The organism is Saccharopolyspora ipomoeae, from assembly GCF_029952525.1.
GTDB lineage: Bacteria > Actinomycetota > Actinomycetes > Mycobacteriales > Pseudonocardiaceae > Saccharopolyspora > Saccharopolyspora ipomoeae.
Map to the genome: position 1 here is coordinate 116,222 of NZ_JASAOF010000016.1, position 26,397 is coordinate 142,618.

23 protein-coding genes are annotated in these 26,397 nt (G+C 69.8%); 14 read left to right on the forward strand and 9 right to left on the reverse strand.

Annotated elements, in window-relative coordinates; all coding sequences use genetic code 11:
• The first annotated feature begins 100 nt into the window (after positions 1-100).
• The 9 genes from QFW96_RS22065 (at position 101) to QFW96_RS22105 (ending at position 11,006) form a co-directional block, all read left to right on the forward strand.
• Positions 101-679 carry an NUDIX hydrolase gene (locus QFW96_RS22065; protein ID WP_281457602.1) on the forward strand — a complete coding sequence of 193 codons (579 nt, stop codon included), beginning with the start codon at positions 101-103 and terminating at the stop codon, positions 677-679.
• Positions 676-2,901 carry a DUF6049 family protein gene (locus QFW96_RS22070; protein ID WP_281457603.1) on the forward strand — a complete coding sequence of 742 codons (2,226 nt, stop codon included), beginning with the start codon at positions 676-678 and terminating at the stop codon, positions 2,899-2,901. Before QFW96_RS22065 ends, QFW96_RS22070 begins: the two co-directional genes overlap by 4 nt.
• A gap of 60 nt (positions 2,902-2,961) precedes the next feature.
• Positions 2,962-4,779 (forward strand): murein biosynthesis integral membrane protein MurJ, encoded by a 1,818-nt coding sequence (gene murJ / locus QFW96_RS22075; protein WP_281457604.1) that lies wholly within the window; start codon positions 2,962-2,964, stop codon positions 4,777-4,779.
• Positions 4,780-4,863: 84 nt separating this feature from the next.
• Entirely contained in the window at positions 4,864-6,426 is a 1,563-nt protein-coding gene (locus QFW96_RS22080; protein WP_281457605.1) for a protein kinase family protein, read from the forward strand.
• 133 nt (positions 6,427-6,559) lie between these two features.
• Complete coding sequence (gene sigM / locus QFW96_RS22085) at positions 6,560-7,165, forward strand: RNA polymerase sigma factor SigM (RefSeq protein WP_281457606.1); 606 nt, start codon at positions 6,560-6,562, stop codon at positions 7,163-7,165.
• Positions 7,162-8,010: a hypothetical protein gene (locus QFW96_RS22090; protein ID WP_281457607.1), complete on the forward strand. Its 849-nt coding sequence runs from the start codon at positions 7,162-7,164 to the stop codon at positions 8,008-8,010. The genes sigM and QFW96_RS22090 overlap by 4 nt, the downstream gene beginning before the upstream one ends.
• A 172-nt stretch (positions 8,011-8,182) precedes the next feature.
• Positions 8,183-9,163 (forward strand): thioredoxin-disulfide reductase, encoded by a 981-nt coding sequence (gene trxB / locus QFW96_RS22095; RefSeq protein WP_281457608.1) that lies wholly within the window; start codon positions 8,183-8,185, stop codon positions 9,161-9,163.
• Positions 9,164-9,217: 54 nt separating this feature from the next.
• Positions 9,218-9,544, forward strand: a complete 327-nt coding sequence (gene trxA / locus QFW96_RS22100) for a thioredoxin (protein ID WP_281457609.1) — start codon at positions 9,218-9,220, stop codon at positions 9,542-9,544.
• Positions 9,545-9,857: 313 nt separating this feature from the next.
• Positions 9,858-11,006, forward strand: a complete 1,149-nt coding sequence (locus QFW96_RS22105) for an N-acetylmuramoyl-L-alanine amidase (protein WP_281457610.1) — start codon at positions 9,858-9,860, stop codon at positions 11,004-11,006.
• A 128-nt stretch (positions 11,007-11,134) separates the two neighbouring features.
• Here the strand turns inward: QFW96_RS22105 and QFW96_RS22110 are convergent, their stop codons facing one another.
• Entirely contained in the window at positions 11,135-11,758 is a 624-nt protein-coding gene (locus QFW96_RS22110; protein WP_281457611.1) for a GNAT family N-acetyltransferase, read from the reverse strand.
• Between the two features lie 334 nt (positions 11,759-12,092).
• On the opposite strand from QFW96_RS22110, the gene QFW96_RS22115 reads away from it, so the two are divergent.
• The gene (locus tag QFW96_RS22115) at positions 12,093-13,430 is read left to right on the forward strand and encodes an aminotransferase-like domain-containing protein (RefSeq protein ID WP_281457612.1); all 1,338 of its coding nucleotides are present in this window, start codon (positions 12,093-12,095) and stop codon (positions 13,428-13,430) included.
• A gap of 78 nt (positions 13,431-13,508) precedes the next feature.
• On the forward strand, positions 13,509-14,459 hold the full coding sequence (locus tag QFW96_RS22120) for a D-alanine--D-alanine ligase family protein (RefSeq protein ID WP_281457613.1): 951 nt from the start codon (positions 13,509-13,511) through the stop codon (positions 14,457-14,459).
• 136 nt (positions 14,460-14,595) lie between these two features.
• On the opposite strand, the gene QFW96_RS22125 is transcribed toward QFW96_RS22120, so the two are convergent.
• The 8 genes from QFW96_RS22125 to rpmH form a co-directional block, all read right to left on the reverse strand.
• Positions 14,596-15,606, reverse strand: a complete 1,011-nt coding sequence (locus tag QFW96_RS22125; RefSeq protein ID WP_281457614.1) for a ParB/RepB/Spo0J family partition protein — start codon at positions 15,604-15,606, stop codon at positions 14,596-14,598.
• On the reverse strand, positions 15,603-16,532 hold the full coding sequence (locus QFW96_RS22130) for a ParA family protein (RefSeq protein WP_281457632.1): 930 nt from the start codon (positions 16,530-16,532) through the stop codon (positions 15,603-15,605). Before QFW96_RS22130 ends, QFW96_RS22125 begins: the two co-directional genes overlap by 4 nt.
• 62 nt (positions 16,533-16,594) lie before the next feature.
• Complete coding sequence (rsmG, locus tag QFW96_RS22135) at positions 16,595-17,290, reverse strand: 16S rRNA (guanine(527)-N(7))-methyltransferase RsmG (protein WP_281457615.1); 696 nt, start codon at positions 17,288-17,290, stop codon at positions 16,595-16,597.
• Positions 17,291-17,780: 490 nt separating this feature from the next.
• Complete coding sequence (locus tag QFW96_RS22140) at positions 17,781-18,347, reverse strand: Jag family protein (protein WP_281457616.1); 567 nt, start codon at positions 18,345-18,347, stop codon at positions 17,781-17,783.
• 33 nt (positions 18,348-18,380) lie between these two features.
• Positions 18,381-19,328 (reverse strand): membrane protein insertase YidC, encoded by a 948-nt coding sequence (yidC, locus tag QFW96_RS22145; protein WP_281457617.1) that lies wholly within the window; start codon positions 19,326-19,328, stop codon positions 18,381-18,383.
• Positions 19,329-19,333: 5 nt separating this feature from the next.
• A complete protein-coding gene (yidD, locus tag QFW96_RS22150; protein ID WP_281457618.1) occupies positions 19,334-19,663 on the reverse strand; it encodes a membrane protein insertion efficiency factor YidD in 330 nt (109 codons plus the stop codon).
• A gap of 17 nt (positions 19,664-19,680) precedes the next feature.
• Positions 19,681-20,109 carry a ribonuclease P protein component gene (gene rnpA / locus QFW96_RS22155; protein WP_281457619.1) on the reverse strand — a complete coding sequence of 143 codons (429 nt, stop codon included), beginning with the start codon at positions 20,107-20,109 and terminating at the stop codon, positions 19,681-19,683.
• A gap of 12 nt (positions 20,110-20,121) precedes the next feature.
• Positions 20,122-20,265: a 50S ribosomal protein L34 gene (gene rpmH, locus QFW96_RS22160; RefSeq protein ID WP_125092573.1), complete on the reverse strand. Its 144-nt coding sequence runs from the start codon at positions 20,263-20,265 to the stop codon at positions 20,122-20,124.
• Positions 20,266-20,928: 663 nt separating this feature from the next.
• On the opposite strand from rpmH, the gene dnaA reads away from it, so the two are divergent.
• The 3 genes from dnaA to gnd all read left to right on the forward strand — a co-directional run bounded on the left by dnaA (position 20,929) and on the right by gnd (position 26,328).
• Positions 20,929-22,842, forward strand: a complete 1,914-nt coding sequence (gene dnaA / locus QFW96_RS22165; protein WP_281457620.1) for a chromosomal replication initiator protein DnaA — start codon at positions 20,929-20,931, stop codon at positions 22,840-22,842.
• A 1,283-nt stretch (positions 22,843-24,125) separates the two neighbouring features.
• Complete coding sequence (gene dnaN, locus QFW96_RS22170; RefSeq protein ID WP_281457621.1) at positions 24,126-25,253, forward strand: DNA polymerase III subunit beta; 1,128 nt, start codon at positions 24,126-24,128, stop codon at positions 25,251-25,253.
• A gap of 187 nt (positions 25,254-25,440) precedes the next feature.
• A complete protein-coding gene (gene gnd / locus QFW96_RS22175; RefSeq protein ID WP_281457622.1) occupies positions 25,441-26,328 on the forward strand; it encodes a phosphogluconate dehydrogenase (NAD(+)-dependent, decarboxylating) in 888 nt (295 codons plus the stop codon).
• Positions 26,329-26,397 lie beyond the last annotated feature (69 nt).

Genomic DNA, 26,397 nt, shown 5'->3' on the forward strand with positions numbered 1-26,397 from the left:
TCGGCCGGGTGAGACCACCCACGACGCGCGCCCGAGGTTCCACCGGCCGGGGCCCGTGCGAGACGACCACGCGATCCGACCAAGCACTACCATCGGGGCCATGCCCCCGTCGCCCGGCCGCTCCGGCGGTTCCCAGCCGGGGCGTCGGAACCGGCGCCGGCGGCGTCGGCTGCGGACGGTCGACGAGACCTCGGCCGGCGGACTGGTGATCGACGGCGATCACGGGCTGGCTGCGATCATCGGGAGGCTGGATCGCAGGGGGCGGCTGTTGTGGTCGTTGCCGAAGGGGCACATCGAGCCTGGTGAGACGCCGGAGCAGACCGCGGTGCGCGAGGTCGCCGAGGAGACCGGCATCATCGGCCGCGTGGTGACCGCGATCGGCACCATCGATTACTGGTTCGTCGCAGGGAATCGGCGAATCCACAAGACCGTTCACCACTTCCTGCTGGACGCGGTGGGCGGAGAGCTGTCCGACGAGGACGTGGAGGTCACCGAGGTGGCGTGGGTGCCGCTCGGTGAGCTGGACGAGGTGTTGGCCTACGCCGACGAACGCCGGCTGGTGCGCCGGGCCCTGAGCCTGCGCGACCGCGGCGAGCGCGACGGCGGCGCGGACGGTCTCGCGGGAGGCGAGCGCCTCGGGGCACGACCGACGAGAGGGAGCGGGACGGAGCAGACGTGAGGTTTCTGCTGGCCGCGCTGTGCGCGGTGCTGTTGTTCGCGATGCTGCCGGTCACCCAGGCGACCGCGCAGAGCGGCAACTCAGCCGACTTCGACGTGACCAAGGTCACGCCATCGGTGGTGGGTGGCGGATCTCCGGGAGAGGTCGTCGTCAGCGGCACGCTGACCAACCGCAGCGGCCGCGCGCTCACCGGGATCCAGGCCCACGTCGAGCGCGGCGCACCGCCCACCAGCGAACCCGCCGTGCAGCGCGCCATCCGCGAGGGCTCCAACGGCATCAGCGAGCCCGCCTCCACCCCGATCGCCGACCGGCTCGAACCCGGCCAGTCGACCCCCGTCCAGATCCGCGTCCCGCTGACCGGCGCGAACTCGCTGCAGCTCAGCCAGCCCGGCGTCTACCCGCTGCTGGTCGAGATCCAGGCCGGGCGCACCAGCGTCGCCGAGACCCAGTTCCTGCTGCCGGTCACCGCGGTTCCCGGCCAGCCGCCGATGCGGCCCGCGCAGGCCACCCCGACGAGCCTGATCGTGCCGATCGTCGACACCCCGCGCCTGGAGCGCGAGGCGCTGCCCGGCGGTCGCGCGGTGCTCGTCGACGACCAGCTGTCCACCTCGCTCGCGCCCGGCGGGCGGCTCTACGACCTCGTGCAAGCCATCAGCGACAGCGCCCCCGCCGGGTCCTCGCTGGGCAACGCGCTGTGCTTCGCCATCGACCCGGACCTGCTCATCACCGCCAAGGCGATGCAGGGCGGCTACCAGGTCCGCCAGCCCAACGGCAGCCTCGTCGAGGGCATCGGCCGCTCCGCCGCCGACCTGTGGCTGACCAAGCTCCGCCAGGCCACCACCGGCCGCTGCGTCATCCCGCTGCCCTACGCCGACGCCGACGTCGTCGCGCTCGGCCGCGCCGGGCTGCCCGACCTGGTCAACGGCGCGATGGACGGTTCCCAGCTGCTCAGCGCGCCGGACGGGCTCGGCGTCGACCCCCGCGACGTGCTGTGGCCGATCGAGGGCGCGATCGCCGACCCGAAGGCCGGCGACCTGCCGTCGACGATGCTGCTCGACACGCGCGCGATGAACATCCCGGTCGGCTCGCTGACCCCGGTCAAGCTGCGCGGCAGCAACACCACCGCCATCCCGATCGACCCGCTGATGGCCTCCGCGCTGGACCCGAACCGCGACACCCAGCAGGAGGTCACCCAGCCCTCGCCGCCCGGCGGCGGGTCGCTGACCTCGCAGAACGCGCTCGGCGCGCTCGCGTTCCGGGCCACCGGCGGCTACATCCCCAACGCCACCTCGGTGCTGGCGCCGCCGCGCCGCTGGAACATGCGCGCCGACGACCTGCGCGGCCTGCTCACCGGGCTGTCCAAGCTCGACGCCGACGGCCTGATCCGGCTCACCGCGCTGCCCGAGCCGAACCCCGCGACGCTCTCCGAGGCCGACCTGACCTACCCGGTGCAGGCCGGCGGCTCGGAGATCCCGCGCGAGGTGATCGACCAGCTCGCCGCGCAGAACTTCAAGGTCGGCGACCTGGCCCGATCCTCGGAGTCGGACCGCGCCCAGACCGTCGAACCCGGCCGGGTCACGACCCCGCTGCGCAACGGTCTGCTGCACGGCGTCTCCAGCGCCTGGCGCGGGAACTCCGGCGCGGCCGAGGACTGGGTGCGCCGCGCGAGCTCGCCGATCAGGGACATGCTCGGCAAGGTCCGCATCGAGGAGTACCCGGGCACCACCAACCGGCTGTCCTCGGACAGCCCGATCCCGGTCACCGTGGTCAACGACCTGCCGTTCACCGTCGGCATCCGGTTCAAGATCCCGAACGTGCCCGGCGTCGAGGTGCAGCACGACTTCGGCGGCGGCCTGGCCACCGTGCCCGCCAACGGGCGGCGGCAGTTCATGCTGGAGGCCTCCGCGCAGCGCGCCGGCCGGTTCATGGTCGACATCAGCGTCACCGCCGGCGCGGGCACCCCGCTGGGCGCCTCCAAGCGGATGCCGATGGAGTCCACCGAGTACGGCGCGCTGATCCCGTGGCTGACCGGCATCGCCGGGGCCGTGCTGGTGCTGCTGTCGGTGCGCCGGATCCTGAACAAGGCCAGGGCCCGCCGCGAGCGCAAGACCGCAGCTCAGCAGGCGGCCGACGCGGCTCAGACGCAGCCGCTCGCGCACGCCGTCACCGGCACCCCCGCCGCGCAGCGGCCCACCACCGAAGGCGACCGCGACCGGGGCTGAGATCCTGGTGCGCACGTCCCGGAACGCCGGGCGGCGCAGGCGCGGGTAAGGATTGAGGTAGTGAACCGACACGATCCCAGGGGGTCCGGCGGGCAGCACGACAGCCCGACGATGCCGATCAACCGCAACCCGCGGCAGGGGCAGGCGGGCCCGAACGAGCGGCACGGCTGGCACGTCGCCGAGACGCAGCCGATCTCCGCCATCCCCGCCGAGCCCGGACCGGACCAGGCCTTCGAGCAGTCCGCCGAGCAGACCCAGGTCATCCGGCCGGTGTCGCCGGGCAAGCCGTCGCTGCTCAAGGCCAGCGGTTCGATGGCCATCGCCACCCTGATCAGCCGGATCACCGGCTTCCTCTGGAAGCTGCTGCTGGCGTTCGCGGTCGGCTTCGGCGTCGTCAACGACTCGTTCAACGTCTCCAACACGCTGCCCAACAGCATCTTCGAGCTGCTCATCGGTGGCGTGCTGACCAGCGTCGTGGTGCCGGTGCTGGTGCGCTCGCAGAAGGCCGACGCCGACGGCGGCCAGCGGTTCGTGCAGCAGATGATGACGCTGGCCGTGGTGGTGCTGGGCATCGGCACGCTCATCGCCGTCGTCGCCGCGCCGCTGCTGACCTGGATCTTCGTCACCGAGTCGGACACCTCGAACACCGAGCTGGTCAACGTCCTGGCCTACCTGCTGCTGCCGCAGATCTTCTTCTACGGCCTGTCCGCGCTGGCCGGCGCGATCCTGCAGTCCAAGCAGATCTTCAGCCCGCCGGCCTGGGCGCCGGTGGTCAACAACCTGGTCGTGATCGTCACGATCGGCGTGTACATGCTGCTGCCGGGCCAGATGTCGCTGAACCCCGTGTCGATGACCGACGCGCACGTGCTGGTGCTCGGCATCGGCGTCACGCTCGGCGTCGTCAGCCAGGCCGCGATCCAGATCCCGGCGCTGCGCTCGACCGGTTTCACCTTCCGCTGGCGCTGGGGCTGGGACTCGCGGCTGTCGGAGTTCGGCGGACTGGCGCTGTGGATGCTGGCCTACGTCGCGATCAGCCAGGTCGGCCTGGTCGCGCTGAGCCGCGTGGCCTTCACCGGTGACGAGGGCGGCTGGTCGACCTACAACTACGTCTGGATGCTGCTGCAGCTGCCCTACGGCGTCATCGGCTTCTCGATCATGACCGCGATCCTGCCGCGGATGTCGGCGGCAGCTGCGGACGAGGACTACGCCAAGGTGATCGACGACCTGTCGCTGGGCAACCGGCTGTCGACGGTGACCCTGATGCCGGTCAGCGCGGTCATGACGGCGCTGGGCGTGCCGCTGGCGCTGTCCCTGTTCGCGCTGCGCGGCGAGACCGGCTCGGCCACGACGCTCGGTGTGGCGCTGGCGATTTCGGCCTTCGGCGTGCTGCCGTACGCGTTGACGATGATGCAGATGCGGACGTTCAACGCGCTCAGCGACGCCCGCACCCCGACGCTGATCATGGTCGTGATGACCGCGGCGAAGGTGCTGCTGGCGATCCTCGTCGCGGCGATCCTGCCGTCCGATCAGATCGTCTACGGCCTGACCTTCGTCAACTCCTTCACGTTCATCGTCGGGTGGTTGGTCGGCGAGGCCTGGCTGCGGCACCGGCTCGGACCGCTCGGCAGCGGCCGATTCCTGGCCACAGCGGGGAAATCGCTGGTCGCCTCGGTGATCGGCGGACTCGCCGCGTGGGGTGTCGCCGTCGGCGTCGACGCGCTGATCCCGGGTGCGGCCGGGGCGGGGACCGGGTGGCTGCAGCTGCTGATCGGCAGCGCCGTCGGGTTCGCGGTGATCTTCGGGTTGATGTCCATGCTTCGAGTGGCGGAACTTCAGCCTGCGATCGGGCGCCTCACCGGTTTGCTACGTCGTCGCTGACTTTCACGTCACGTACCCTCGTCTACGAAGTCTCCTTCCGTGAGGGCAACCCGTAGGCGGACCGGAAGGAGCGGGAGAGGGAAGGTGACCAGCAAACCCACCGAGCGGATCGCGGCGGACAGCGACGACGAACCGGGAGCCGATGCTCCGGCGGAGCAGCTCACACCGGGCCGGGTCTTGGACCACGGCCGGTATCGGCTGCTCTCCCAAGTCGGCTCGGACGAACGCTGCAACGCAGAACTGTGGCGTGCCAAGGACGGAGTCCTCGGCCGCGACGTCGCGCTGACGATCCTGGTCGGGGATCGCGCGGACGCCGAGGCCGCCACCAACGCGCGACGCACCCTGGAACGCGCGATGCACGCCAGCACCTTCAACCACGTCGGCGTCGCGCGGGTGCTCGACGTCGTCACCTCGTCCGCAGGCGACCCGCCCGGAGTCCTCGGTCTGGTCATCGCCGAGTGGACCCACGGCACCGATCTGCTGGACCTGGTCGCCGAGGGCCCGCTGCCGCCCGGAACCGCCGCCCGGCTGATGCAGCCGCTGGCCGCGGCCGTCGAGGCGGCGCACCACGCCGGTCTCGTCCTCGGGGCCGATCACCCGCAGCGCATCCGGGTCACGCCGGAGGGCGAAGTGCGGATGGCGTTCCCGGGTCCGCTGGCGCACGCCACCTCCAGCGACGACGTGCGGGGGCTCGGCGCCGCGCTGTACCTGCTGCTCACCGGGCGCTGGGCGCTGGGCGACGCGCCCGAGGGACTGCCGGCGGCACCGACCGGACCGGACGGGAACCTCGTCGCGCCGCGCACGCTGCGCCCGACCGTGCCGATGGAGCTGTCCACCGTCGCGGTCCGCGCGCTCGGCAACCCGGACTCGACCGGCACCACCGGGGGAGTCCGCACCGGTGCCGCCGTGCTGCGGGTGCTGGAGCAGTACGCGACCTACGAGCCGACCAACACCCTGTCCAACGGCGCCCCGCCCGCCGAGTCCAACGAGGTGTGGCGGCGCGAGGACCCGAAGCCGGACAAGACGCGGAACAAGAAGCTCGCGGTCAGCGTCGGCGTGCTCGCGGTGGCGACGATCCTGGTGATCGGCTGGATCGCGGTCGGCGTGATCGGCATCTTCACCGAGTCGAACCAGTCCAGCGGCACGGGCACGGTGATCAGCGGCAACAACCCGGGGACCTCCGCCCAGCAACCGTCCCCGCAGGCGGCACCGGTGCGGATCTCGGAGGGCACGTCGTTCACGGCGCAGGGCAATCCGGACGCGCCCGCGCGGATCAACAACCTCTTCGACGGCGACCCGAGCACCTACTGGTCGACCTTCGGCTACTTCCAGCAGCTGGGCCCCGGCGGCATCAACACCGCCACCGGTGCCGTGCTGACCCTGGAGCGCCCTGCGGTGCTGCAGCAGGTCGTCATCAACTCGCCGAGCGCCGGTTCCAAGGTGGAGATCCGCCAGGTCGACGGCTCGCCGAGCATGAACTCCAAGCTGCTGGGCAGCGCGACCCTCAACTCCGGTGACACGCCGATCAAGCTGGAGGCGGTCGCCCCGAGCAGCAAGATCATGGTGGTGCTCACCCAGCTCGCGCAGGACGGCGGCGAGTACAGCTCCAAGATCAACGAGATCACGGTCTCCGGAAGCGCCGCCTGACCGGGAGAACCCGACGAAGCGGATGTGATCGCAGTCACGATCACATCCGCTTTCTCGTTGCCGACCAGCGGAATTCGGTCACAATTCCGCACGCCGCCCTGGCGCCGACTCACGGTCAGTATTGTCTTGAGCCGTGTCTGTCCCTGCCCCTTCCGACGCCGAGCTCATCGCGGCGCACACACACGGGGATCCACATGCGTTCTCCGAGCTCTTCCGACGACATCGGGATCGGCTGTGGGCCGTGGCCCTGCGGACCATGCGCGACCCCGACGAAGCGGCGGACGCGCTGCAGGACGCGATGATCTCGGCCTTCCGCAACGCCGCGTCGTTCCGCGCCGAGTCCCAGGTCACCACGTGGCTGCACCGGATCGTCGTGAACGCCTGCCTGGACCGGATCCGCCGCCGTCAGGCGCGGCCCACGGTCCCGCTGCCGGAGACCGGACCCGAACCGGCGGTCCCGCGCGACGCGATCGCCGATCAGGACACCAGAATGGCCGTGCAAGACGCGCTGGCCCAGCTCCCGGAGGACCAGCGCGCCGCGATCGTCCTGGTCGATGTGGAGGGGTATTCGGTGGCCGAAACCGCCGCGATGCTCGGGGTCGCCGACGGCACCATCAAGAGCCGGTGCGCGCGCGGTCGAGCCAGGCTCGCGAAACTTCTGGGGCACCTGCGGAACCCAAGTGCAGATGCGAACGTCCCAGATGACGCGATGGCAATGCGTCGACGGGAGGGACGATGAGTGGGGAGAGCGGGCGCGCGGGGGCGCCGCAGGGACCTCCTTGGTCCCTGGACCTGCTGGCCGATCTGCACGCGGGAGTGCTGGACGGCCCGACCGCCGACGAGCTGCGCCGCCAGGTCGAGGCCGACCCGGAGGCACGGGAGATCCTGGCCGCGCTGGACGCCACCAGCGCCGACCTCTCCGACCTGCCCCCGCTGACCATCCCGGACGACGTCTCGGCCCGGATCGACGCGGCGCTGCAGGACGAGGTCCGCGCCTGGACCGCCGAGCAGGAGCCGACCCGGCCGGTGCCAACGATGTCGACCCCGGTGACCAGCCCGGCAGGCGACTCCAGCCCGGCAGCTGCGACCGGCGGCTCGGCGCAGGTCGTCGACTTCGCCGCGGCCAAGGCCCGCCGTCGCCGCCGGATGACGCTCGGCGCCGGGCTCGTGGGCGTCGCGGCGGCCGCGGCGGCGGTGATCTTCGCTGTCCTGCCCGGCACCGGGAGCGACAGCCACACCGCGCAGCCACCGGCCCCGTCGCACCAGCACGGGAACCAGGGCGCACCGCTGGCCCTCTCCGGCGACCAGGTGCACCTCGACGGGCAGCAGTTCTCGCAGGTCATGTCCTCGGAGCAGTACGTGTCCGCGCTCGCCGACCCGCAGCAGCTGATCGGCTGCCTGCGGGCCAACGGCGTGCAGGGCGGCACACCGATGGGCGCCCGCGAGATCACCCTCAACGGCAAGCCCGCGCAGCTGCTGATCCTGCCGGGCGGTGGCCTCGGCAAGTTCCGCCTCTTAGCGGTCGGCCCCGACTGCGCCAGCGGCAACCCCTCGACCATCTCCGACAGCACGTTCGGCGGCTAGGTCGCGGCGTCCGCGACGCGCCCGGTTTCTCCCGCATCGTGGGAGGAGCCGGGCGCGTTGTGCGCTGCAGCACCGGGTCCCGGAGATCGGGAACATCGCCGAATAGGATCGCGTTGATGCCAATACGGTCGCGCTCCTTGCGCGGCGCAGACGCGACGAGGGAAGGGGCACGGTGACCAGCGACGTCCGCAACGTGATCATCGTTGGTTCCGGTCCGGCCGGCTACACCGCTGCGGTGTACGCGGCCCGGGCAGAGCTGGAGCCGGTGATCTTCGAGGGAACCCAGTTCGGTGGCGCCTTGATGACCACCACCGAGGTGGAGAACTACCCGGGGTTCAAGGACGGGATCATGGGTCCCGACCTCATGGAGCAGATGCGCTCCCAGGCCGAGCGCTTCGGTGCCGAGCTGCGCACCGAGGACGTCGAGCGCATCGACCTCGCCGGTGACGTCAAGACCGTCGTCGCCAACGGGGTCGAGTACCGGGCCCGCGCGGTCATCCTCGCGATGGGCGCCGCGGCGCGCTACCTGGGCGTCCCGGGCGAGGAGACGCTGCTCGGCCGCGGTGTGTCCGCCTGCGCGACCTGCGACGGGTTCTTCTTCCGCGACCAGGACATCGCCGTCATCGGCGGCGGTGACTCCGCGATGGAGGAGGCCACCTTCCTGACCCGCTTCGCGAAGTCGGTGACGATCATCCACCGCCGCGAGGAGTTCCGCGCCTCCAAGATCATGCTGGAGCGCGCGCGGGCCAACGAGAAGATCAAGTGGCTGACCAACAAGGCCGTCGACGAGGTGCAGGGCGAGGGCAAGGTCGCCTCGCTGAAGCTGCGCGACACCGTCACCGACGAGACCTCCGAGCTGGCCGTGAGCGGCATGTTCGTGGCCATCGGCCACGACCCGCGCAGCGAGCTGGTGCGCGGTCAGGTCACCCTCGACGACGAGGGCTACGTGCAGGTGCAGCAGCCCAGCACGCACACCGGCATCCCCGGCGTGTTCGCCTGCGGTGACCTGGTGGACCACACCTACCGGCAGGCCATCACCGCCGCCGGTTCCGGTTGCTCCGCCGCGATCGACGCGGAGCGCTGGCTCGCCGAGAACGAGACCCCGCAGGCCGAGATCGCCTCCGAGCTGGTCGGCGGCGGCTACGGGGCCTGAGGCCCGCCGTCCCGACACCCAGACCACCCCACTTTCAACACAAGGGAGATGAGCATGGCCGGCAACACCGTGACCGTGGACGCCGATTCCTTCAAGAGCACCGTTCTCGACAGCGACAAGCCCGTGCTGGTCGACTTCTGGGCCACCTGGTGCGGTCCGTGCAAGATGGTCGCCCCGGTGCTGGAGGAGATCGCCGACGAGCACGCCGACAAGATCACCGTCGCCAAGCTCGACATCGACCAGAACCCCACCGTTTCCCGCGACTACCAGGTGATGTCGGTCCCGACCCTGCTGGTCTTCAAGAACGGCGAGCCGGTCAAGCAGATCGTCGGTGCCAAGCCGAAGGCCGCGCTGCTGTCGGACCTCGAGGACTACCTCTGATCGCGAACCTGTGATTTCGCTGTGAAATCAGCCTCGTTTCGAGGCAACCGAATAACGCGGACCCGCCGTCTTGTCGATAGGACAGTGACGGCGGGTTCGTGTTTTCACCGCCGTGCGGGATCAGTCGTGTACGGTCCGTCGTCGCACGTCCGACCCGCTGCCCCTGGGCCGCAGCGCCGGGGTGCGCAGCACAAGGCACAATGACCCGACGGGTCCGCCGGCAGCGGGCCCGCTCCGCAAACGCAGAACTCGGGGCAACCCGATCATCCTCCGCGTCGGTGTCGCGCCGACGCCTGAATCGAGCGAGGAGTGCATGCAGCTGCTCCACCGCGGTGACGTCGGTCCGGCCGTTGCCGAGATCAAGAACACCCTTGCGTCGCTGGGACTGCTGCCGGCCAACGGTCGGCCGGGGTCCGCGATCTTCGACGAAGCGGTGGAACAAGCGGTACGCGGATTCCAGCAGCAGCGCGGCCTGATCACCGACGGCGTCGTCGGCCCGGCCACCTACCGCGCTCTCACCGACGCCCGCTGGCGCCTCGGCGACCGCTCGCTCGCCTTCCTGGTGTCCAAGCCGGTCAGCGGCGACGACGTGTTCGCCCTGCAGGAGCGGCTCCTGGAGCTGGGCTACGACGCGGGACGACCGGACGGCATCTTCAGCGCCGAGACGGAGCAGGCGCTGCGCAGCTTCCAGCGCGACTACGGGCTCACCCCGGACGGCATCTGCGGCCCCGGCACCCTGCGCGCCCTCAAGCAGCTCGCCCCCAAGGTCCGCGGCGGCCGCCCGGTGTTCCTGCGCGAGCAGGAGAAGGTCCGCCGGGCCGGTCCGCGGCTGCGCGGCAAGCGCATCGTGATCGACCCGGGTCACGGCGGTTCGGACCGCGGTGTGACCGTCGGCGACGTCTCCGAGGCCGACCTGACCTGGGACCTGGCCCGCCGGCTGGAGGGCCGGATGGTGGCCACCGGCATGGAAGCGCTGATCACGCGCGGCCCGAACGCCTGCCCGCCCGACGCCGACCGCGCCGCGTTCGCCAACGAGGCGGGTGCCGACATGTTCCTGTCGCTGCACCTGGACGCCAACCCGTCGCCGCTGGCCGACGGCGTCGCGAGCTTCCACTTCGGCACCGGCAACGGCACCACCTCGACGGTGGGGGAGGCGCTGGCCGGGTTCCTGCAGCGCGAGATCGTGGCCCGCACCGGCATGCGCGACTGCCGGTCCCACCCGAAGACCTGGGACGTCCTCCGGCTGACCCGCATGCCCGCGGTCCGGATGGAGCTCGGCTACCTGACCAACGAGGCCGACCGCAGCCGCCTGCTCGACCCGTCGTTCCGCGACGTGGTGGCCGAGGGCCTGCTGGTCGCGGTCAAGCGGCTCTACCTGCTCGGCAAGGACGATCAGCCCACGGGCACGTTCACCTTCGACGACCTGCTGCGCCACGAGCTGGCGCGCGCTGAGGGCGCCTGAGAGCTTCCGAACCGCTCTTCAGGGAAACCACCCGCCGCCGCGGGTTCTGAGCGGCTCTCCGGTGAGGACAGCCGCAGCGCCGTGCATCGGCGATACACCGGTCTCGGCTCCCGGAGTCGGCGAACCGATCACCCTCCGACGGCGGGTTCCGCCGTCTTGATGGTGACCGACGTCAGGAGGCGCTCCAGGGCCGCTTCGACGTCTTCCTTCCAGCTGATGGCGGTCCGCAGCTCCAGCCGCATCCGCGGCCACTTCGGGTGCTGGCGGACCGTCTTGAAGCCCACCTGCTGCAGGAAACCGGCCGGGATCACGCAGCTCTCGGCCTCGCCGGTCAGATCGCCGAACGCCTCGACCGCCTTCACGCCGCGCCGGGTCAGGTCCTTGGCGACGTTCTGCACCAGGACGCGGCCCAGGCCGCCGTCCTCGAACTCGGGCGTGACCTTCAGAGCCGTGAGCAGCACGGCATCAGCGCTCACCGGGGCGGTCGGGAAGGACGCGGCGCGCGGCACGGCGGCGGGAGGCGCGTAGATCGCGTACCCGGCCGGGACGCCGTCGACGTAGATGAGACGGCCGCAGGAGCCCCACTCCAGCAGCACGCTGGAGACCCAGGCCTCCTTCTCCAGCTCGGTCTCGCCGAACTCCTCCGCCTGCTCCCTGATGTGCGGCGCCAGCTCCCAGTAGACGCACCGGCGGCACTTCGGGGGCAGGTGGTCGAGGTTGTCCAGCGTGACGCCGACCACGCGTCGCGACACCTGACCTCCTGGCAAGCCGCACCAACCCGCGCTCTGCTCGGCGGGAGTACCGCCAGAATAGGCCGCTCACCTGCCCGACGGGAAGCACCGCTACGCACCCGGAACTTCTCGATGGGGTGAGATCCCTAACCGCAACCGAAACATGATCCACGGGCGGACGAGCGCGACCGGGACCAACCTGATGTTCCACGTGAAACGACGACAGCACAGCCCGCGGCCGCCAGGCGGCCGACCAGCGCCGACGAGAGGCCTGTTACACAGGCGATACCGCACGACGATAGGGCCTATAGAATCGCCCGAATCTTGGTGCGCCTAACCGAAACGGGAGCGCGATATGTCGGATCAAGGAAGCCAACCGGACCAGCCTGACCAGTCGCTGGACAAGGCCGCCCGCAACCTGGACGCCTACCGAGCTCGCTACGCCGAGCGCACGGCCGGGATGACCGCCTCCGAGATCCGAGCTCTCTTCGCCGTCGCCAGCCGCCCCGAGGTGGTCTCGTTGGCGGGCGGCATGCCCAACCTCGCCGCCCTCCCGCTGGACTCGCTGGCCACCGAGGTCGCCCGCCTGGTGTCCGAGGACGGGCAGGTCGCGCTGCAGTACGGCTCCGCGCACGGCGTGCCGGAGCTGCGCGAGCAGATCTGCGAGGTGATGGCCCTCGAAGGGATCAGCGCGCACCCGGACGACGTGGTGGTGACCGCCGGTTCCCAGATGGGCCTGGACATGGTCACCCGCATCTTCTGCGACCCGGGCGACGTGATCCTGGCCGAGGGCCCGTCGTACGTCGGCGCGCTGGGTTCCTTCGGGGCCTACCAGGCCGAGGTCGTCCACGTGGCGATGGACGACGACGGGCTGCAGCCGGAGGCGCTGCGCCAGGCGATCGACGAGGTCGGCAAGCAGGGCAAGCGGATCAAGTTCCTGTACACGATCCCGAACTTCCACAACCCGGGCGGCATCACGCTGGCGGTGAACCGGCGGGCGGAGATCCTGGAGATCTGCCGCCAAGCCGACATCCTCGTGGTCGAGGACAACCCGTACGGCCTGCTCGGCTTCGACGGCAAGCCCTACCCGGCGCTGCGGAGCATGGACCCGGACAACGTGGTGTACCTGGGGTCGTTCTCGAAGACCTTCGCCTCGGGCCTCCGCGTGGGCTGGGTGCTCGCCCCGCTGGCCATCCGGGAGAAGCTGGTGCTGACCGCCGAGTCCGCCACGCTGTGCCCGCCCACGTTGAACCAGATGATCGTCTCCCGGTACCTGTCGACGCACGACTGGCAGGGCCAGATCAAGATCTTCCAGGAGCAGTACCGGGAACGCCGGGACGCGATGATGGCCGCGCTGGAGCAGTACATGCCTGCCGGGTGCACGTGGACCAAACCCGAGGGCGGCTTCTTCGTCTGGTTGACCGTGCCGGAGGGCGTGGACACCAAGGCGATGCTGCCGCGGGCGGTGACCCAGCGGGTCGCCTACGTGTCGGGCACCGGCTTCTACCGCGACGGCTTCGGCAGCAGGCAGATGCGGCTGTCCTACTGCTACCCGACGCCGGAGCGGATCCGCGAGGGCGTGCGCCGGCTCGCCAACACGCTGTCCGAGGAGATGGAGCTGGTCCGCACCTTCGGTACCGTGCCGCCCAGGAGCGTGCCGGGCCCGCAGGCGCCGTCGCCCGACACCGCGTGAGTTTTCCCCATCCACACGACCGGTCCACTGCGCCTCTCCGGGTGCGGTGGACCGCTACTTTTCCGAGGTGCTTGAAGAGTGTCTGATCGCTGGGTTGCCGTGCTCGCCGGTGGGCTTTCGCACGAGCGCGACGTGTCGCTGCGTTCCGGCCGCCGGCTGTCCGCCGCGCTGCGCTCGGTCGGCATGACCGTGGCGGAGTGGGACGCGGACGCGCGCCTGCTGTCACGTCTCACCGAGGAGCGCCCGGACGCCGTGGTCATCGCGCTGCACGGAGGGGAGGGGGAGAACGGCTCCGTGCAGGCCGTGCTGGACATGCTCGGCATCCCCTACGTCGGCACCGGGCCGCACGCCTCGCGTCGCGCCTGGGACAAGCCCACTGCCAAGGCTGAGTTGGCCCGTGCGGGCCTGACGACGCCGGACTGGGTGGCTCTCCCGCACGCGACCTTCCGCGAGCTGGGGGCCCAGCACGTGCTCGACGCGCTCGTCGGCAAGCTCGGCCTCCCGCTGATGCTCAAGCCGGACCAGGGCGGCTCGGGTCTGGGCGCCCAGGTGGTGCGGGACGCCGAGGGCCTGCCGTCCGCGATGGTCGGCGCGCTGTCCTACGGCGACGCGGTGCTCGTCGAGCGCTTCATCGAGGGGACCGAGGTCGCGATCACCGTCGTCGAGGGCCCGGACGGGCCGGAGGCGCTGCCGGCCGTCGAGATCGAGGCCGCCGACGGCGTCTACGACTACACGGCTCGCTACACGGCCGGGCTCACCAACTACCGGGCTCCGGCCGACATCTCCGCCGACACGGCGGCGGCCGCGGGGGAGCTCGCGATCGCGGCGCACAAGCTGCTCGGGCTCCGCGACATCTCCCGGACGGACGCGATCATCGACACCGACGGCGTCCCGCACTTCCTCGACGCGAAGGTGTCGCCGGGCCTGACCGAGACCTCGCTGCTGCCGATGGCGGTCGAGGCGGCCGGTCGGTCGCTCGGGGAGACCTACGCCGGACTCGTCGAGCGGGCGATCAAGCGCGGCGCGTGACTCGCGCCTGTTTCACGTGAAACAAAAGCGGCGGACTCCGTGGAGTCCGCCGCTTTTTCGTCGGTAGCCGATCGTCACCGATATCGGCCCATGTGATGACGGAACGTCATCGTCACCGTGACGTAAAGCCCTGGTGTCATTCCTCGCTGATTCCGCGGGCCTCTTGACCCAAGATCATCTCCGCGATGCGCTCAAGATCATCGACCGACCCGTACTCGATGGTGATCTTGCCCTTCCGGGTCCCGCGGGTCACCTTCACCTTGGTGTCGAAGTGGTTCGCGAGCCGATCCGCGAGCCGATCGAAGCCGGGGGCCTGGATCGGCTTCTTCGCGGCGGCCTTCTCCTTCGCCGGGCCCTCGGACTTCTTCAGCGTCACCTGCTCCTCGGTCGCGCGGACCGACAGCCCCTCCGCGACGATCCGCTTCGCGAGGTCCTCCTGGTGCCCGACGTCCTCCAGGCTCAGCAACGCGCGGGCGTGACCGGCCGAGAGCACCCCGACCGCCACCCGGCGCTGCACCTCCAGGGGGAGACGCAGCAGCCGGATCGTGTTGGTGATGACCGGGCGGCTCCGCCCGATCCGATCGGCGAGTTCGTCGTGGGTGACGCCGAACTCGTCGAGCAGCTGCTGGTAGGCGGCCGCTTCCTCCAGCGGGTTGAGCTGCACGCGGTGGATGTTCTCCAGCAGCGCGTCCCGGAGCAGCGCGTCGTCCTTGGTCTCGCGGACGATCGCGGGGATCTCCTCCAGACCCGCCAGCTGCGAAGCGCGCCACCGGCGCTCGCCCATGATCAGCTCGTACTGATCGTCCTCGATCTCGCGCACCACGATGGGCTGCATGAGCCCGAACTCGCGGATCGAGTGCTCCAACTCGTTGAGCGCTTCCTCGTCGAAGACCTGACGAGGCTGCTTCGGGTTGGGAGTGATCGACGCGATGGGGATCTCTTTGTACACGGCACCGGCCACGGATCCCTGCACCGTCTCCTCGGTTTCACGTGAAACAGGGGAGCTCTGCTCGGGAGTTCCGTACGCCGGCCCACCGCGAACCCCGGACGTCACCCCGCCCAGCGTGGCGCCATCGGCACCCGCCGGGGGAGCGCTCGGGATCAGCGCGGCGATACCGCGTCCCAGACCACCTCGTCGCTCGGTCATGCTGTCTTCCTTTCGGCACCCCGCTCCGCGATCTCTCGCGCCGCGTCCAGGTAGCTCATCGAGCCTCGTGATCCCGGATCGTAGGTCAGAACCGTCTGACCGAAGCCCGGAGCTTCAGAAATCTTCACGCTACGCGGGATCACGGTTCTCAGGGTGAGATCACCGAAGTGACCTCGCACCTCGGCGGTGACCTGATCCGCGAGCTTGGTGCGACCGTCGTACATGGTCAGCAGGATCGTCGAGACCCACAGCGCCGGGTTCAGGTGCGACTGCACCAGCTCGATGTTGCGGAGCAGCTGGCCCAGGCCCTCCAGCGCGTAGTACTCGCACTGGATCGGGATCAGCACCTCGTGCGCCGCGACCAACGCGTTCACCGTGAGCAGGCCGAGCGACGGCGGGCAGTCCACGAAGACGTAGTCGAAGTCCAACGCCTCGACCGCCTCGGCGTTCAGCGCCTCCTTGAGGCGGCCCTCGCGGGCGACCATCGTGACGAGCTCGATCTCCGAACCCGCGAGGTCGATCGTCGCGGGCACGCAGAACAGGTTGTCGGACTGCGTGCTCTTGGCCGCCGCGTCCGCCACGCTGATCTCGCCGAGCAGCACCTCGTAGACCGACGGGACGCCACCGCGGTGCTCGACGCCCAGCGCCGTGCTCGCGTTGCCCTGAGGGTCGAGGTCGATCACGAGTACCTTGAGCCCGTGCAGCGCGAGACCGGCCGCGAGGTTCACCGTGGACGTCGTCTTGCCGACGCCGCCCTTCTGGTTGGCCACCGTGATGATCCGCCGGTTCTTGGGCCGGGGGAGGTCCAGCTCGTCGGGGTGGAGGACGCGCGTCGCGCGCTGCGCCTCCTCCATGATGGGAGTCCAGCCGATGTCGTCCCGGCCGAAGCTCATGGCGTTGCTCTCCGGGCCGGAGGGGAATCGCATGGCGCCCATCGCGCGCCCCCTTGTTTCACGTGAAACCCGACCCGCTCCGTTTTCCTCCGGATTCACCGTCCACGTTCCTTTCTCGCTCGACGTGCGTCACGACGCCGACCGGACGAGGTTCGGGCCGCCGCGACCCGCTCCACCACGACAACGGTCGTCGGCACCTCCAGTGCGCCGACACCGCATGATTTGACTTCGCCACGACCGCCACCGGCCGCAGCGATCGCCGCCGCATCCCGTTCGAGTTCCTCGGCCGCGCTTTCGCCCTTCATGGCGAGGAGGAGGCCGTTCTGTCGCAGCAGCGGGAGAGACCACTTCGCGAGCCGTTCCATCGGCGCCACGGCGCGCGCGGTCACGACGTCCTGATCGGCCAGTCGTTCGCGCACCGGACCCTCCTCGGCACGACCACGCACCACCTCAACGGTGAGTGCCAGCTCGGTGATGACTTCCTGCAACCACGTCACCCGCCGAGCCATCGGCTCCAGCAAGGTGAGGGTGAGATCCGGGCGAGCGATCGCCAACGGGATGCCCGGCAACCCCGCCCCTGAGCCTACGTCGACAACCCGGCTTTCAGGGGGGAGCAACTCCGCAATCACAGCAGAGTTCAGCAGATGTCTTTCCCAGAGTCGATCCAACTCGCGGGGACCGATCAATCCGCGGCGGATTCCGTGCTCCTGGAGTAACTCGGCGAACCTCTCCGCCAGCTCCACCCGCTCACCGAAAACGACCCGCGCCGCCTCGGGCACCCCTGCGGTCAAGACACTCACCCCGCTGTTTCACGTGAAACCGAAGACTTCGCGTCTAGCCTGCCGGATCCACATCCAGCGTCATGCACCAACCCGCAGTTTCACGTGAAACACGCCGAACGAGTCCAGCGAACGCACCAACCATTCAGCCAGACCAGAGTTGCAAAACCATCGCGCCAAGACCCCAGGACCGCAACCAACCCAACCGCCGAAGGTGGTTTCTCAGTACCACGCAACCGGCGAAGCCGATTTCTCCTTACCCCACCTGAGCAGCCGACACCGCCGCGGGTTCTGACACGTCTTCTGGGGAGGACAGCCGACGTGCCGTGTATTGGCATACACAAGCCTCGGATCCCGGAGCCAGAAGGCGTGTCAGGTTCCGCTTCTGGCACCGCCGAGCAAAGAGACCACTGAGTTCTTGATCAGTAAACCGGACCAGGACACAAAGGTGCCCCCACCGGACCAGTCCGGCAGGGGCACCAAACAGGGGAGTGAAAGATCCCTAGCTCTTGAAGATGACGACCTTGCGGCTGGGTTCTTCTCCTTCGGACTCCGAGTGCACCCCATCGATCGCCGCCACGGCATCGTGGATGATCTTCCGCTCGAACGGCGTCATGGGCCGGAGCCGGGCGGCCTGCCCGGTCTTGAGGACCTCCTCGGCCGAGGACCGGCCCATCTCCGACAGCTCCTCGCGCCGACCGGCCCGCCAGCCGGCGACGTCGAGCATGAGGCGGGACCGCACGCCGGTGTCCTGCTGGACGGCGAGGCGGGTGAGTTCCTGCAGCGCTTCCAGCACCTGGCCGCGGCCGCCGACGAGCTTCTCCAGGTCGGATCCGCCGTCGATGCTCACCACCGCGCGGCCGGCCTCGACGTCGAGGTCGATGTCGCCGTCGTAGTCGAGCAGGTCGAGGAGCCGTTCGAGGTAGTCGCCGGCGATGTCGCCCTCCTGCACCAGCAGGGCCTCGGTGTTGGACACCTCGGCCGAAGCCGCCTCGGGGGAGGACTCGTCGGTGGCGGGGGAGTCGGTGGCCTCGGCGACGGCCGGGCTCTCCTGCACAGTTTCAGACACTGGGTGTCTCCTCTCCAGGGGTTCGTGATGCGGTCAGCGGGTCTCGCCCGGCTTGTCCGCATCGCGAGCGCGGTCTTCGATCACCCCGGGGATCTCACCGGGTTGGTCAGCGGACGCCTTCTCAGCGGTGGTGTCGCCGGTCGTCGACTCGACGGTCGACTCCACGGCGGCGGATTCGACGACCGCGGGCGCGTCAGCGGACGCAGCCTCCTCGCGATCGATCCGGCGGTACACCACTCGTTGCTGTCCCAGCGTCCAGAAGTTGTTGGCGAGCCAGTAAATCAGAATGGCCAGCGGCAGGAACGGACCACCGACGATAGCGAACATCGGGAAGATCCACAGCATCAGCTTGTTGGTCATCGCCGCCTGCGGGTTGGCGGCCGCGTCGGCGCTCTGGCGCTGCAGCGAGTGCCGGGCGGTGAAGTGGGTGGCGATCGCGGCGGCGATCATCAGCGGGACGCCCACGGTCATCATGGCCACGCGGTCGGTGCCGAAGGTGGCGAGCACCTCGGGCGCCTGGCTGATGGTGTTGGAAAGCTTCGCGCCGAACAGGTCGGCCTCGACGAAGGAGGCGACGTCGGCCGCGTTGAAGACGAAGTTGCCGGGGGCGCCGGGCTTGAACCCGTTGAGGACGTGGAAGAGGCCGATGAACACCGGGATCTGCACGAGCATCGGCAGGCAGCCGGACAGCGGGTTGAAGCCCTGCTCGGTCTGGAGCTTCTGCATCTCCGCGGCGAGCTTCTGCTTGTCGTCGCCGTGCTTCTCCTGCAGTTCCCGGACGAGGGGAGCGAACTCCTGCATCTTCTTCATCGACCGCACCTGGTGCACGAACGGCTTGAACAGCAGCGCGCGCAGCGTGAAGACGAGGAAGATCACCGAGAGCGCCCAGGCGAACCCGCTCGACGGTTCGAGCACGTACCCGAAGACCTTGTGCCAGAACCAGAGGATGGCCGACACGGGGTAGTAGATGAAGTCCAGCACGCGGGCTACTCCTCGGCGGGTTGGTCGGGAAGGCGAATGCCGGCTCGCCGCTCACGGGGTGGTGGGACCGGGTCCAGTCCTCCGGGGTGCCAGGGTCCGCAGCGCAGGAGCCTGCGGAGGGTGAGCCATCCGCCGCGGAACAGCCCGTGCGTGGTCAGCGCCTCGACGGCGTAGGCGCTGCAGCTGGGGTAGAACCGGCACATCGGCGGCAGCAGCGGGGAGATGACCTTGCGGTAGGCGTGGACGGGGCCGAGCAGGAGCCACGCGGGCGCACCGGCCTTCCGACCCGCAGGACTTTCGTCATGCGTATCGTCATGCCGACTTTCCGGTGCCATCTCCTACAACCCCGCCATCAACCGCTGTCCGGGCCCTCCAGGTATCGAACGCGGAGCTTCTTCAGCGCCGCGTCGATGTCCGATCCCAGCTCTCGGCTGGACGCGTCCGCTGCCGGGGGCAGCGCCCGGACCACCACCAGTGTGCCAGCGGGCAGGTCGGGGAGGCGGTCTCGCATCAGGTGCCGCAGACGGCGGGCGACGCGGTGGCGGACCACCGCCACGCCCACGGCCTTGCTTACGACAAAACCCACCCGGGTCGAAGCAGTCGAGTCCCGGGTGGGTGCCGTATTAGCTTGAGCCTCCGGCCGGGCCTCACTCACTCGAGCCCGGTGCTGGTCCGGGCGCAGGACGTGAACCACCAGTCGGGGACGTCCGGCCCGACGACCACGACGGACCACCAGGCGGAAGTCCTGGTTCCTGGTCAGCCGGGCTGCCGTGGGAAGCACGGCCGGACGCGATCAGGCAGACAGCTGCGCGCGGCCCCGGCGACGGCGCGCGGCCACGATGGCCCGGCCGGCGCGAGTGCGCATGCGCAGCCGGAACCCGTGCTTCCTGGCACGGCGGCGGTTGTTCGGCTGGAAAGTGCGCTTGCCCTTGCTCACGGTCGGATCTCCCGGTTACTACAGGCACCGATGGTCGCTTGTGAACCACGGTTCGGTCTTGGTGTCCCCGGTTCTTCAACCCGCAGGTCCGCAGGTGCGGACCGAGAGCCGCAAGGCCGGGCGTGATGTCGGCGCGCCGACATGCCCGCTGCACAAGCGGGGGACTGTAAGAGGGTACGTCAGAGCCAACAGCGGGTGCACAGCCGGGGTGGCTTCCAGCGGTCTCGGCGCCATAACGAAGGCCACCGGTCCCGGCGAAGCGAGGTCGCCGGGTGAAGATCCAGGTCAGCGCAGGTGATCGGATCACCGCTCGTCGACGAACAACAGCCTGCCACATCACGATCACCGGGAGGCCCCCGGGATCTGCTTGTGGCGGCGCCCGCCGCTTGTTAGCGTGCCTCCCTGCGATGGCGCGGCCGGTGGGTGGGAGCATCGGTCGGCAGTCAGGGGGACTGACCTCGATCGCAGTGGGTACTACGGCCCCAGGGGGAGACACCGGAGCGGCCTGCCGTACCTTCATACACACGTTGTGGACAACTCTGTGGACACGTGTGTCCATCGAGTCGCCCACCTGTCCCGTGGTACCCGCTGCCCGTGCAACTGTGAGGGCTGGGGACCCGGGTCGCAACCGGGGAGCATCAAGCGAGGGGAGGGGAGCAGGCGGTGTCCGACCACCAAGCCGATCTCGGTCGAGTTTGGGAAGAGGTGGTGCAGGAGCTGTCCTCCGGCACGCTCTCGCCGCAGCAACGCGCGTGGATGCGGGTCACCCGCCCCATCGGCCTGCTCGACGGGACCGCGCTGCTGGCCGCTCCGAGCGACTTCGCGAAGGAAGCCATCGAGCGCGCGCTGCGCGACCCGATCACCGATGCCCTGTCCCGCCGCCTCGGCCGCGACGTCTCGCTGGCCGTCAAGGTCGACACCGCGGTGCCCGCGCCGACCCGTCCGGTCGCCGCGCCCGCGCCCGAGACCTGGAGCCCGCGCGGAGGGGACGAGCAGTCCCCGGCCGGCTACATCTCGGTGCCCGGCTTCGGCGGCGACAGCTCCTACGGTCACACCGCCCACACGGGCTCGATCGGGCACACGGGCTCGATCCCGATCGTGCCCAGCACGCCGGACACCCGGAACACCCCGGAGCGAGCGCCGGAAACGCGCAGCTCGGAGGGGCAGGGCAAGCACGCCGCGCCGGAACCGCACCCGGCTCCGGCCGCCAACATCGACTTCCCGACGGCCGAGTTCAAGTGGCCCAACGGGGAGATCCCCAAGCCGCCCGCGGCCAAGCCGGAACCCGAGGTGCAAGCCGAGGCGGACGCGGTTCCCGAGGAGGAGCCCGCCGAGCAGGAGGCTCCCGAACCCGCCGAGCAGGCCGCCGACGAGGGCGTGTGGCCGACCTTCGGCCGAGGTCAGGGGGCCCAGAGCGGTCCCGGCGGCCAGAACGGCCCGGGTGCCCAGAGCACCCCGGGCGTGCAGACCTCGCAGACGATCCCGTCGGCCGAGCCGCAGCAGGGCCAGCCGTTCACGGCGCCCAAGCACGCGCCGCCGACGTCGCAGACCAGGCTCAACGCCAAGTACACCTTCGACACCTTCGTGATCGGTTCGTCGAACCGGTTCGCGCACGCAGCCGCGGTCGCCGCGGCCGAGGCGCCCGCCCGGGCGTACAACCCGCTGTTCATCTGGGGCGAGTCGGGTCTCGGCAAGACGCACCTGCTGCACGCGGTCGGGCACTACACGCAGCGGTTGTTCCCGGGGATGCGGGTCCGCTACGTCTCGACCGAGGAGTTCACCAACGACTTCATCAACTCGCTGCGCGACGACCGGCAGGTGGCGTTCCAGCGCCGCTACCGCGACGTCGACGTGCTGCTGGTCGACGACATCCAGTTCCTGGAGGGCAAGGAAGGTACTCAGGAGGAGTTCTTCCACACCTTCAACACGCTGCACAACTCGAACAAGCAGATCGTGGTGTCGTCCGACCGGCCGCCGAAGGGGCTGCGCACGCTGGAGGACCGGCTGCGCACCCGCTTCGAGTGGGGCCTGATCACCGACATCCAGCCGCCCGAGCTGGAGACGCGGATCGCGATCCTCCGCAAGAAGGCGGCCCAGGACCGGATGAACGCGCCGGCCGACGTGCTGGAGTTCATCGCTTCCCGCATCGAGCGCAACATCCGCGAGCTGGAAGGCGCGCTGATCCGGGTCACGGCGTTCGCGTCGCTGAACCGGCAGCCGGTCGACCTGCAGCTGGCCGAGATCGTGCTGCGCGATCTGATCCCGGACTCGCAGACCCCGGAGATCACCGCGCCGACGATCATGGCGGTGACCGCGGATTACTTCGGCGTGACCATCGACGACCTGTGCGGACCGGGCAAGACGAAGGCGCTGGCCCAGGCTCGGCAGATCGCGATGTACCTGTGCCGGGAGCTGACGGACTCGTCGCTGCCGAAGATCGGCCAGTACTTCGGCAGCCGTGACCACACCACCGTCATGTACGCCGACAAGAAGATCCGCAAGGAGATGGCCGAGCGCCGGCGCGTGTACGAGCACGTCCAGGAGCTCACCGCCCGCATCAAGCAGCAGTCCCGCTGAACCACCGAACCTCGCCGAGGGCAACCGCCGTCCGAGTCGTCCTGCGTCCGCTTCCGCGCTGCAGGCCCGCTCCGAGGCGTTCAAGCCGACTCTCTGACCTGCACTTTTACACCGTCAGCCGCTCATTTGGCCGCTGACGGCATTTTTCGGGTCCCCCGGTGTGATTCCCTGGCCCGCGCGCGCTCGAACTTTCTGGTAGCGCGGCCTGCTCCGAGCCACCCGCTCCAGCAGTAAAGTTCCGCCGCCACGACGCGCCCCCACCCCCGCGCCCGACACCCGCCCGGAGGCGCCGGCGTCGAAGAACGGGGTTTTCGCGCGTCGAAAACCCCGGTTTTCGACGCGCGAATGTTGCGGTTTTCGTCCCCGGGAGGGGAGTCGCGGGGTTTCTGATCGGCTGGTGAGGTCCGGCCGGAGGGGTGGAGCAGAAAGAATCGCGCTCCTGCGGGGGCTCCCGGACGCCCGTGCGCAAGGGTTGGGCGCCAACTTCACCACTTCCAGTGTTCATCCGAACGCGGTGCGTGGGACCGGGAACATTCACAGCCAGAACTTTTCTGCCGGGGCCCGTGGGCTTCGCCTCACCCCGGCGGCAGAAAACCGGCCGGAACCGCCGGCTGTCCACAGAAAAACGATCCCCAGGGTTGACCAGCCCTTTTCCCCACCCCATCCACAAGCTGTGCACAGGCTGCCCACATGGTTCGGACCGGTTGCCAACAGAGTTCCCACAACTCTGCCCACAACCCGACGGGTGGAGAAGGCTCGATCCACCCGGGGATGGGTACAACCGGGGGTCCGACTGTGGATGGGGGTGTGGACAACTGGGGATGGTTGTGGAGGAACTCGATGCGGCCAGAAGTTGTCCACCACCCGGCTGTCGCAGTCCCCGGTTACTTCCAGTGGCCATCCACACCGGCGCAGGCCACTCGACCAGCCCAAACGACGGTTGTCCCCACAACTCACAGGCCTTACTACTACTGCGGACATTTCTTCTCTTTGAAGAAAAAAGAAAAAGAGAACTAGGGGCGGTGGATAAGTGGACAACTCGCGGCCTCTCGGCTCGATCCGGCTCGGACCGAGTGCCCCGACCCGGATGCGGAGATCCGTGAGCACGCTCTACGGTGGAACTCCCGCAGCGAGAAGCCCCTGCCCGAACTCCTCGCGAAGTTCAGGCCGTTCTCGATGCGGGTCGCTTCGCCCCCGATGCGGAGCACACCGAACCTTCCAGCCGCGCACGGCTCGACACAGTTCTCGGCAGCCGAGCCACGGCTGAAACCGAAAGGACACCCATGAAGATCCGCGTGGAGCGTGACGGTCTTGCCGACGCCGTCGCCTGGGTCGCGCGCAGCCTGCCGTCGCGGCCACCGGTTCCGGTGCTGGGCGGGGTGCTGCTCGATGCGAGTACCGGGGAAGCGCTGACCATTTCCGGCTTCGACTACGAGGTTTCGGCTCAGGTCACCATCGACGCCTCGATCGACGCCAGCGGCAAGACCCTGGTCTCCGGGCGCCTGCTGGCCGACATCACCAAGGCGCTGCCGGCGCGCCCGGTCGAGCTGACCGTCGACGGTTCCCGGGTGACGATCACCTGCGGCAGCTCGCGGTTCAGCCTGCCGACCATGCCGGTCGAGGACTACCCGGCGCTGCCGGAGATGCCCGAGCACGTCGGCTCGGTGCCCACCGACCTGTTCAGCGAGGCGGTCGGCCAGGTCGCCATCGCCGCCGGCAAGGACGACACCCTGCCGATGCTGACCGGCATCCGGATGGAGATCGACGCGGACAAGCTCACGATGGTGGCCACGGACCGGTTCCGGCTGGCCATGCGCGAGATCACCTGGGAGCCGGGCACCAGCATCGAGCCCACCCAGGTCCTGGTCCCGGCCAAGACGCTCGCGGACTCGGCCAAGACGCTGGGCGCCGGTGCGAGCAAGGTCGAGATCTCGCTGGCCTCCGGCGACGGACTGCTCGGCCTGTCCGGCACGAGCCGGCGGAACACCAGCCGCCTGCTGGACGCGGAATTCCCCAAGTACCGCCAGCTGCTGCCCTCCGAGACCGCGCTGACCGCGAACATCGACGTCGCGCCGCTGGCCGAGGCGATCAAGCGCGTGTCGCTGGTCGCCGAGCGCGGCACGCAGGTCCGGCTCGAGTTCTCCGACCGCCTGCTGCGGCTGTCCGCCGGCGGTGACGACGAAGGCAGCGCCGAGGAAGAGCTGCCGATCGAGCTCGACGGCGGCGAGGAGCTGACCATCGCGTTCAACCCGGCGTACCTGCAGGACGGGCTCAGCGCACTGAAGTCGGAGCGCGCCCAGCTGCAGTTCACCACCGCCAACCGACCGGCGTTGATCAAGCCGATCGGTGACGACGGCCAGGTCCAGGAGGGCTACCTGTACCTGTTGATGCCGGTCCGGCTGCCCGGCTGACGTCCGCCCCGATCGCGGCGGTCCGCCTCGGGGTGGTGCGCGGCTCACATCCGGCGCACCACCCGGGCGGCCGTCCGGGGCCGCGGTCGTAGGCTCCGGCCAGATCGATTCAGCGGGTTCGCCCGCAGCGCGGCCGGCCACGCGCCGACCTCCACAAGTCGACACACAGTTCGGATAGGGAGTTCCAGTGCAACTCGGGCTTGTCGGCCTCGGCCGAATGGGTTTCAACATGCGCGAGCGGCTGCGGGCCGCCGGTCACGAGGTCGTGGGGTACGACCGCAACCCGGACGTCAGCGACGCGGCGTCCGTGGCGGAGATGGTCGAGAAGCTGTCCGGTCCGCGGATCGTGTGGATCATGGTTCCGCACGGCGACCCGACCCGGCAGACCGTCGAGGAGCTGTCCGGGCTGCTGTCCGCCGGTGACCTGGTGATCGAGGGCGGCAACTCGAAGTTCACCGATGACCAGGCCAACGCCGCGCTGCTCGCCGAGAACGGCATCAAGTACGTCGACGTCGGTGTGTCCGGCGGCGTGTGGGGTGCGCGGAACGGCTACGGCCTGATGGCCGGTGGCGATGCCGAGGACGTCGAGCGCGCGATGCCGATCTTCGACGCGCTGCGCCCGGAGGGGCCGCGCGACCAGGGCTTCGCGCACTCCGGTCCGGTCGGGGCCGGTCACTACGCGAAGATGGTCCACAACGGCATCGAGTACGGCCTGATGCAGGCCTACGCCGAGGGCTTCGAGCTGCTCGCCGCCTCCGACGTGGTCACCGACGTGCCGGCCACGATCAAGGCCTGGAGCCAGGGCACCGTCGTGCGCTCCTGGCTGCTCGACCTGCTGGTCCGCGCCCTCGACGAGGACCCGGAGCTGGCCGAGCTGCGCGGCTACGTGCAGGACTCGGGCGAGGGCCGGTGGACCATCGAGGAAGCGATCAACAACGCGGTCCCGGCCCCGGTCATGACCGCCGCGCTCTACGCCCGGTTCGCCTCGCGCCAGGAGGACTCGCCCGCCATGAAGGCGGTCGCGGCGCTGCGCAACCAGTTCGGCGGGCACGCGGTCCAGAAGTCCGAGGGCTGACCTCCCGGCCTCGGGGGGGGGGGGGAGGTGTTATTTATAAGTGCCCCCCCCCCACGGGGCGGGGCCGCG

Coding starts and splice junctions, on each gene's coding strand:
- QFW96_RS22105 (WP_281457610.1), top strand. CDS start 9,858: ATGCAGCTGCTCCACCGCGGTGACGTCGGTCCGGCCGTTGCCGAGATC.
- QFW96_RS22065 (WP_281457602.1), top strand. CDS start 101: ATGCCCCCGTCGCCCGGCCGCTCCGGCGGTTCCCAGCCGGGGCGTCGG.
- trxA (WP_281457609.1), top strand. CDS start 9,218: ATGGCCGGCAACACCGTGACCGTGGACGCCGATTCCTTCAAGAGCACC.
- QFW96_RS22125 (WP_281457614.1), bottom strand. CDS start 15,606: ATGACCGAGCGACGAGGTGGTCTGGGACGCGGTATCGCCGCGCTGATC.
- QFW96_RS22115 (WP_281457612.1), top strand. CDS start 12,093: ATGTCGGATCAAGGAAGCCAACCGGACCAGCCTGACCAGTCGCTGGAC.
- QFW96_RS22090 (WP_281457607.1), top strand. CDS start 7,162: ATGAGTGGGGAGAGCGGGCGCGCGGGGGCGCCGCAGGGACCTCCTTGG.
- dnaN (WP_281457621.1), top strand. CDS start 24,126: ATGAAGATCCGCGTGGAGCGTGACGGTCTTGCCGACGCCGTCGCCTGG.
- yidD (WP_281457618.1), bottom strand. CDS start 19,663: ATGGCACCGGAAAGTCGGCATGACGATACGCATGACGAAAGTCCTGCG.
- QFW96_RS22130 (WP_281457632.1), bottom strand. CDS start 16,532: ATGCGATTCCCCTCCGGCCCGGAGAGCAACGCCATGAGCTTCGGCCGG.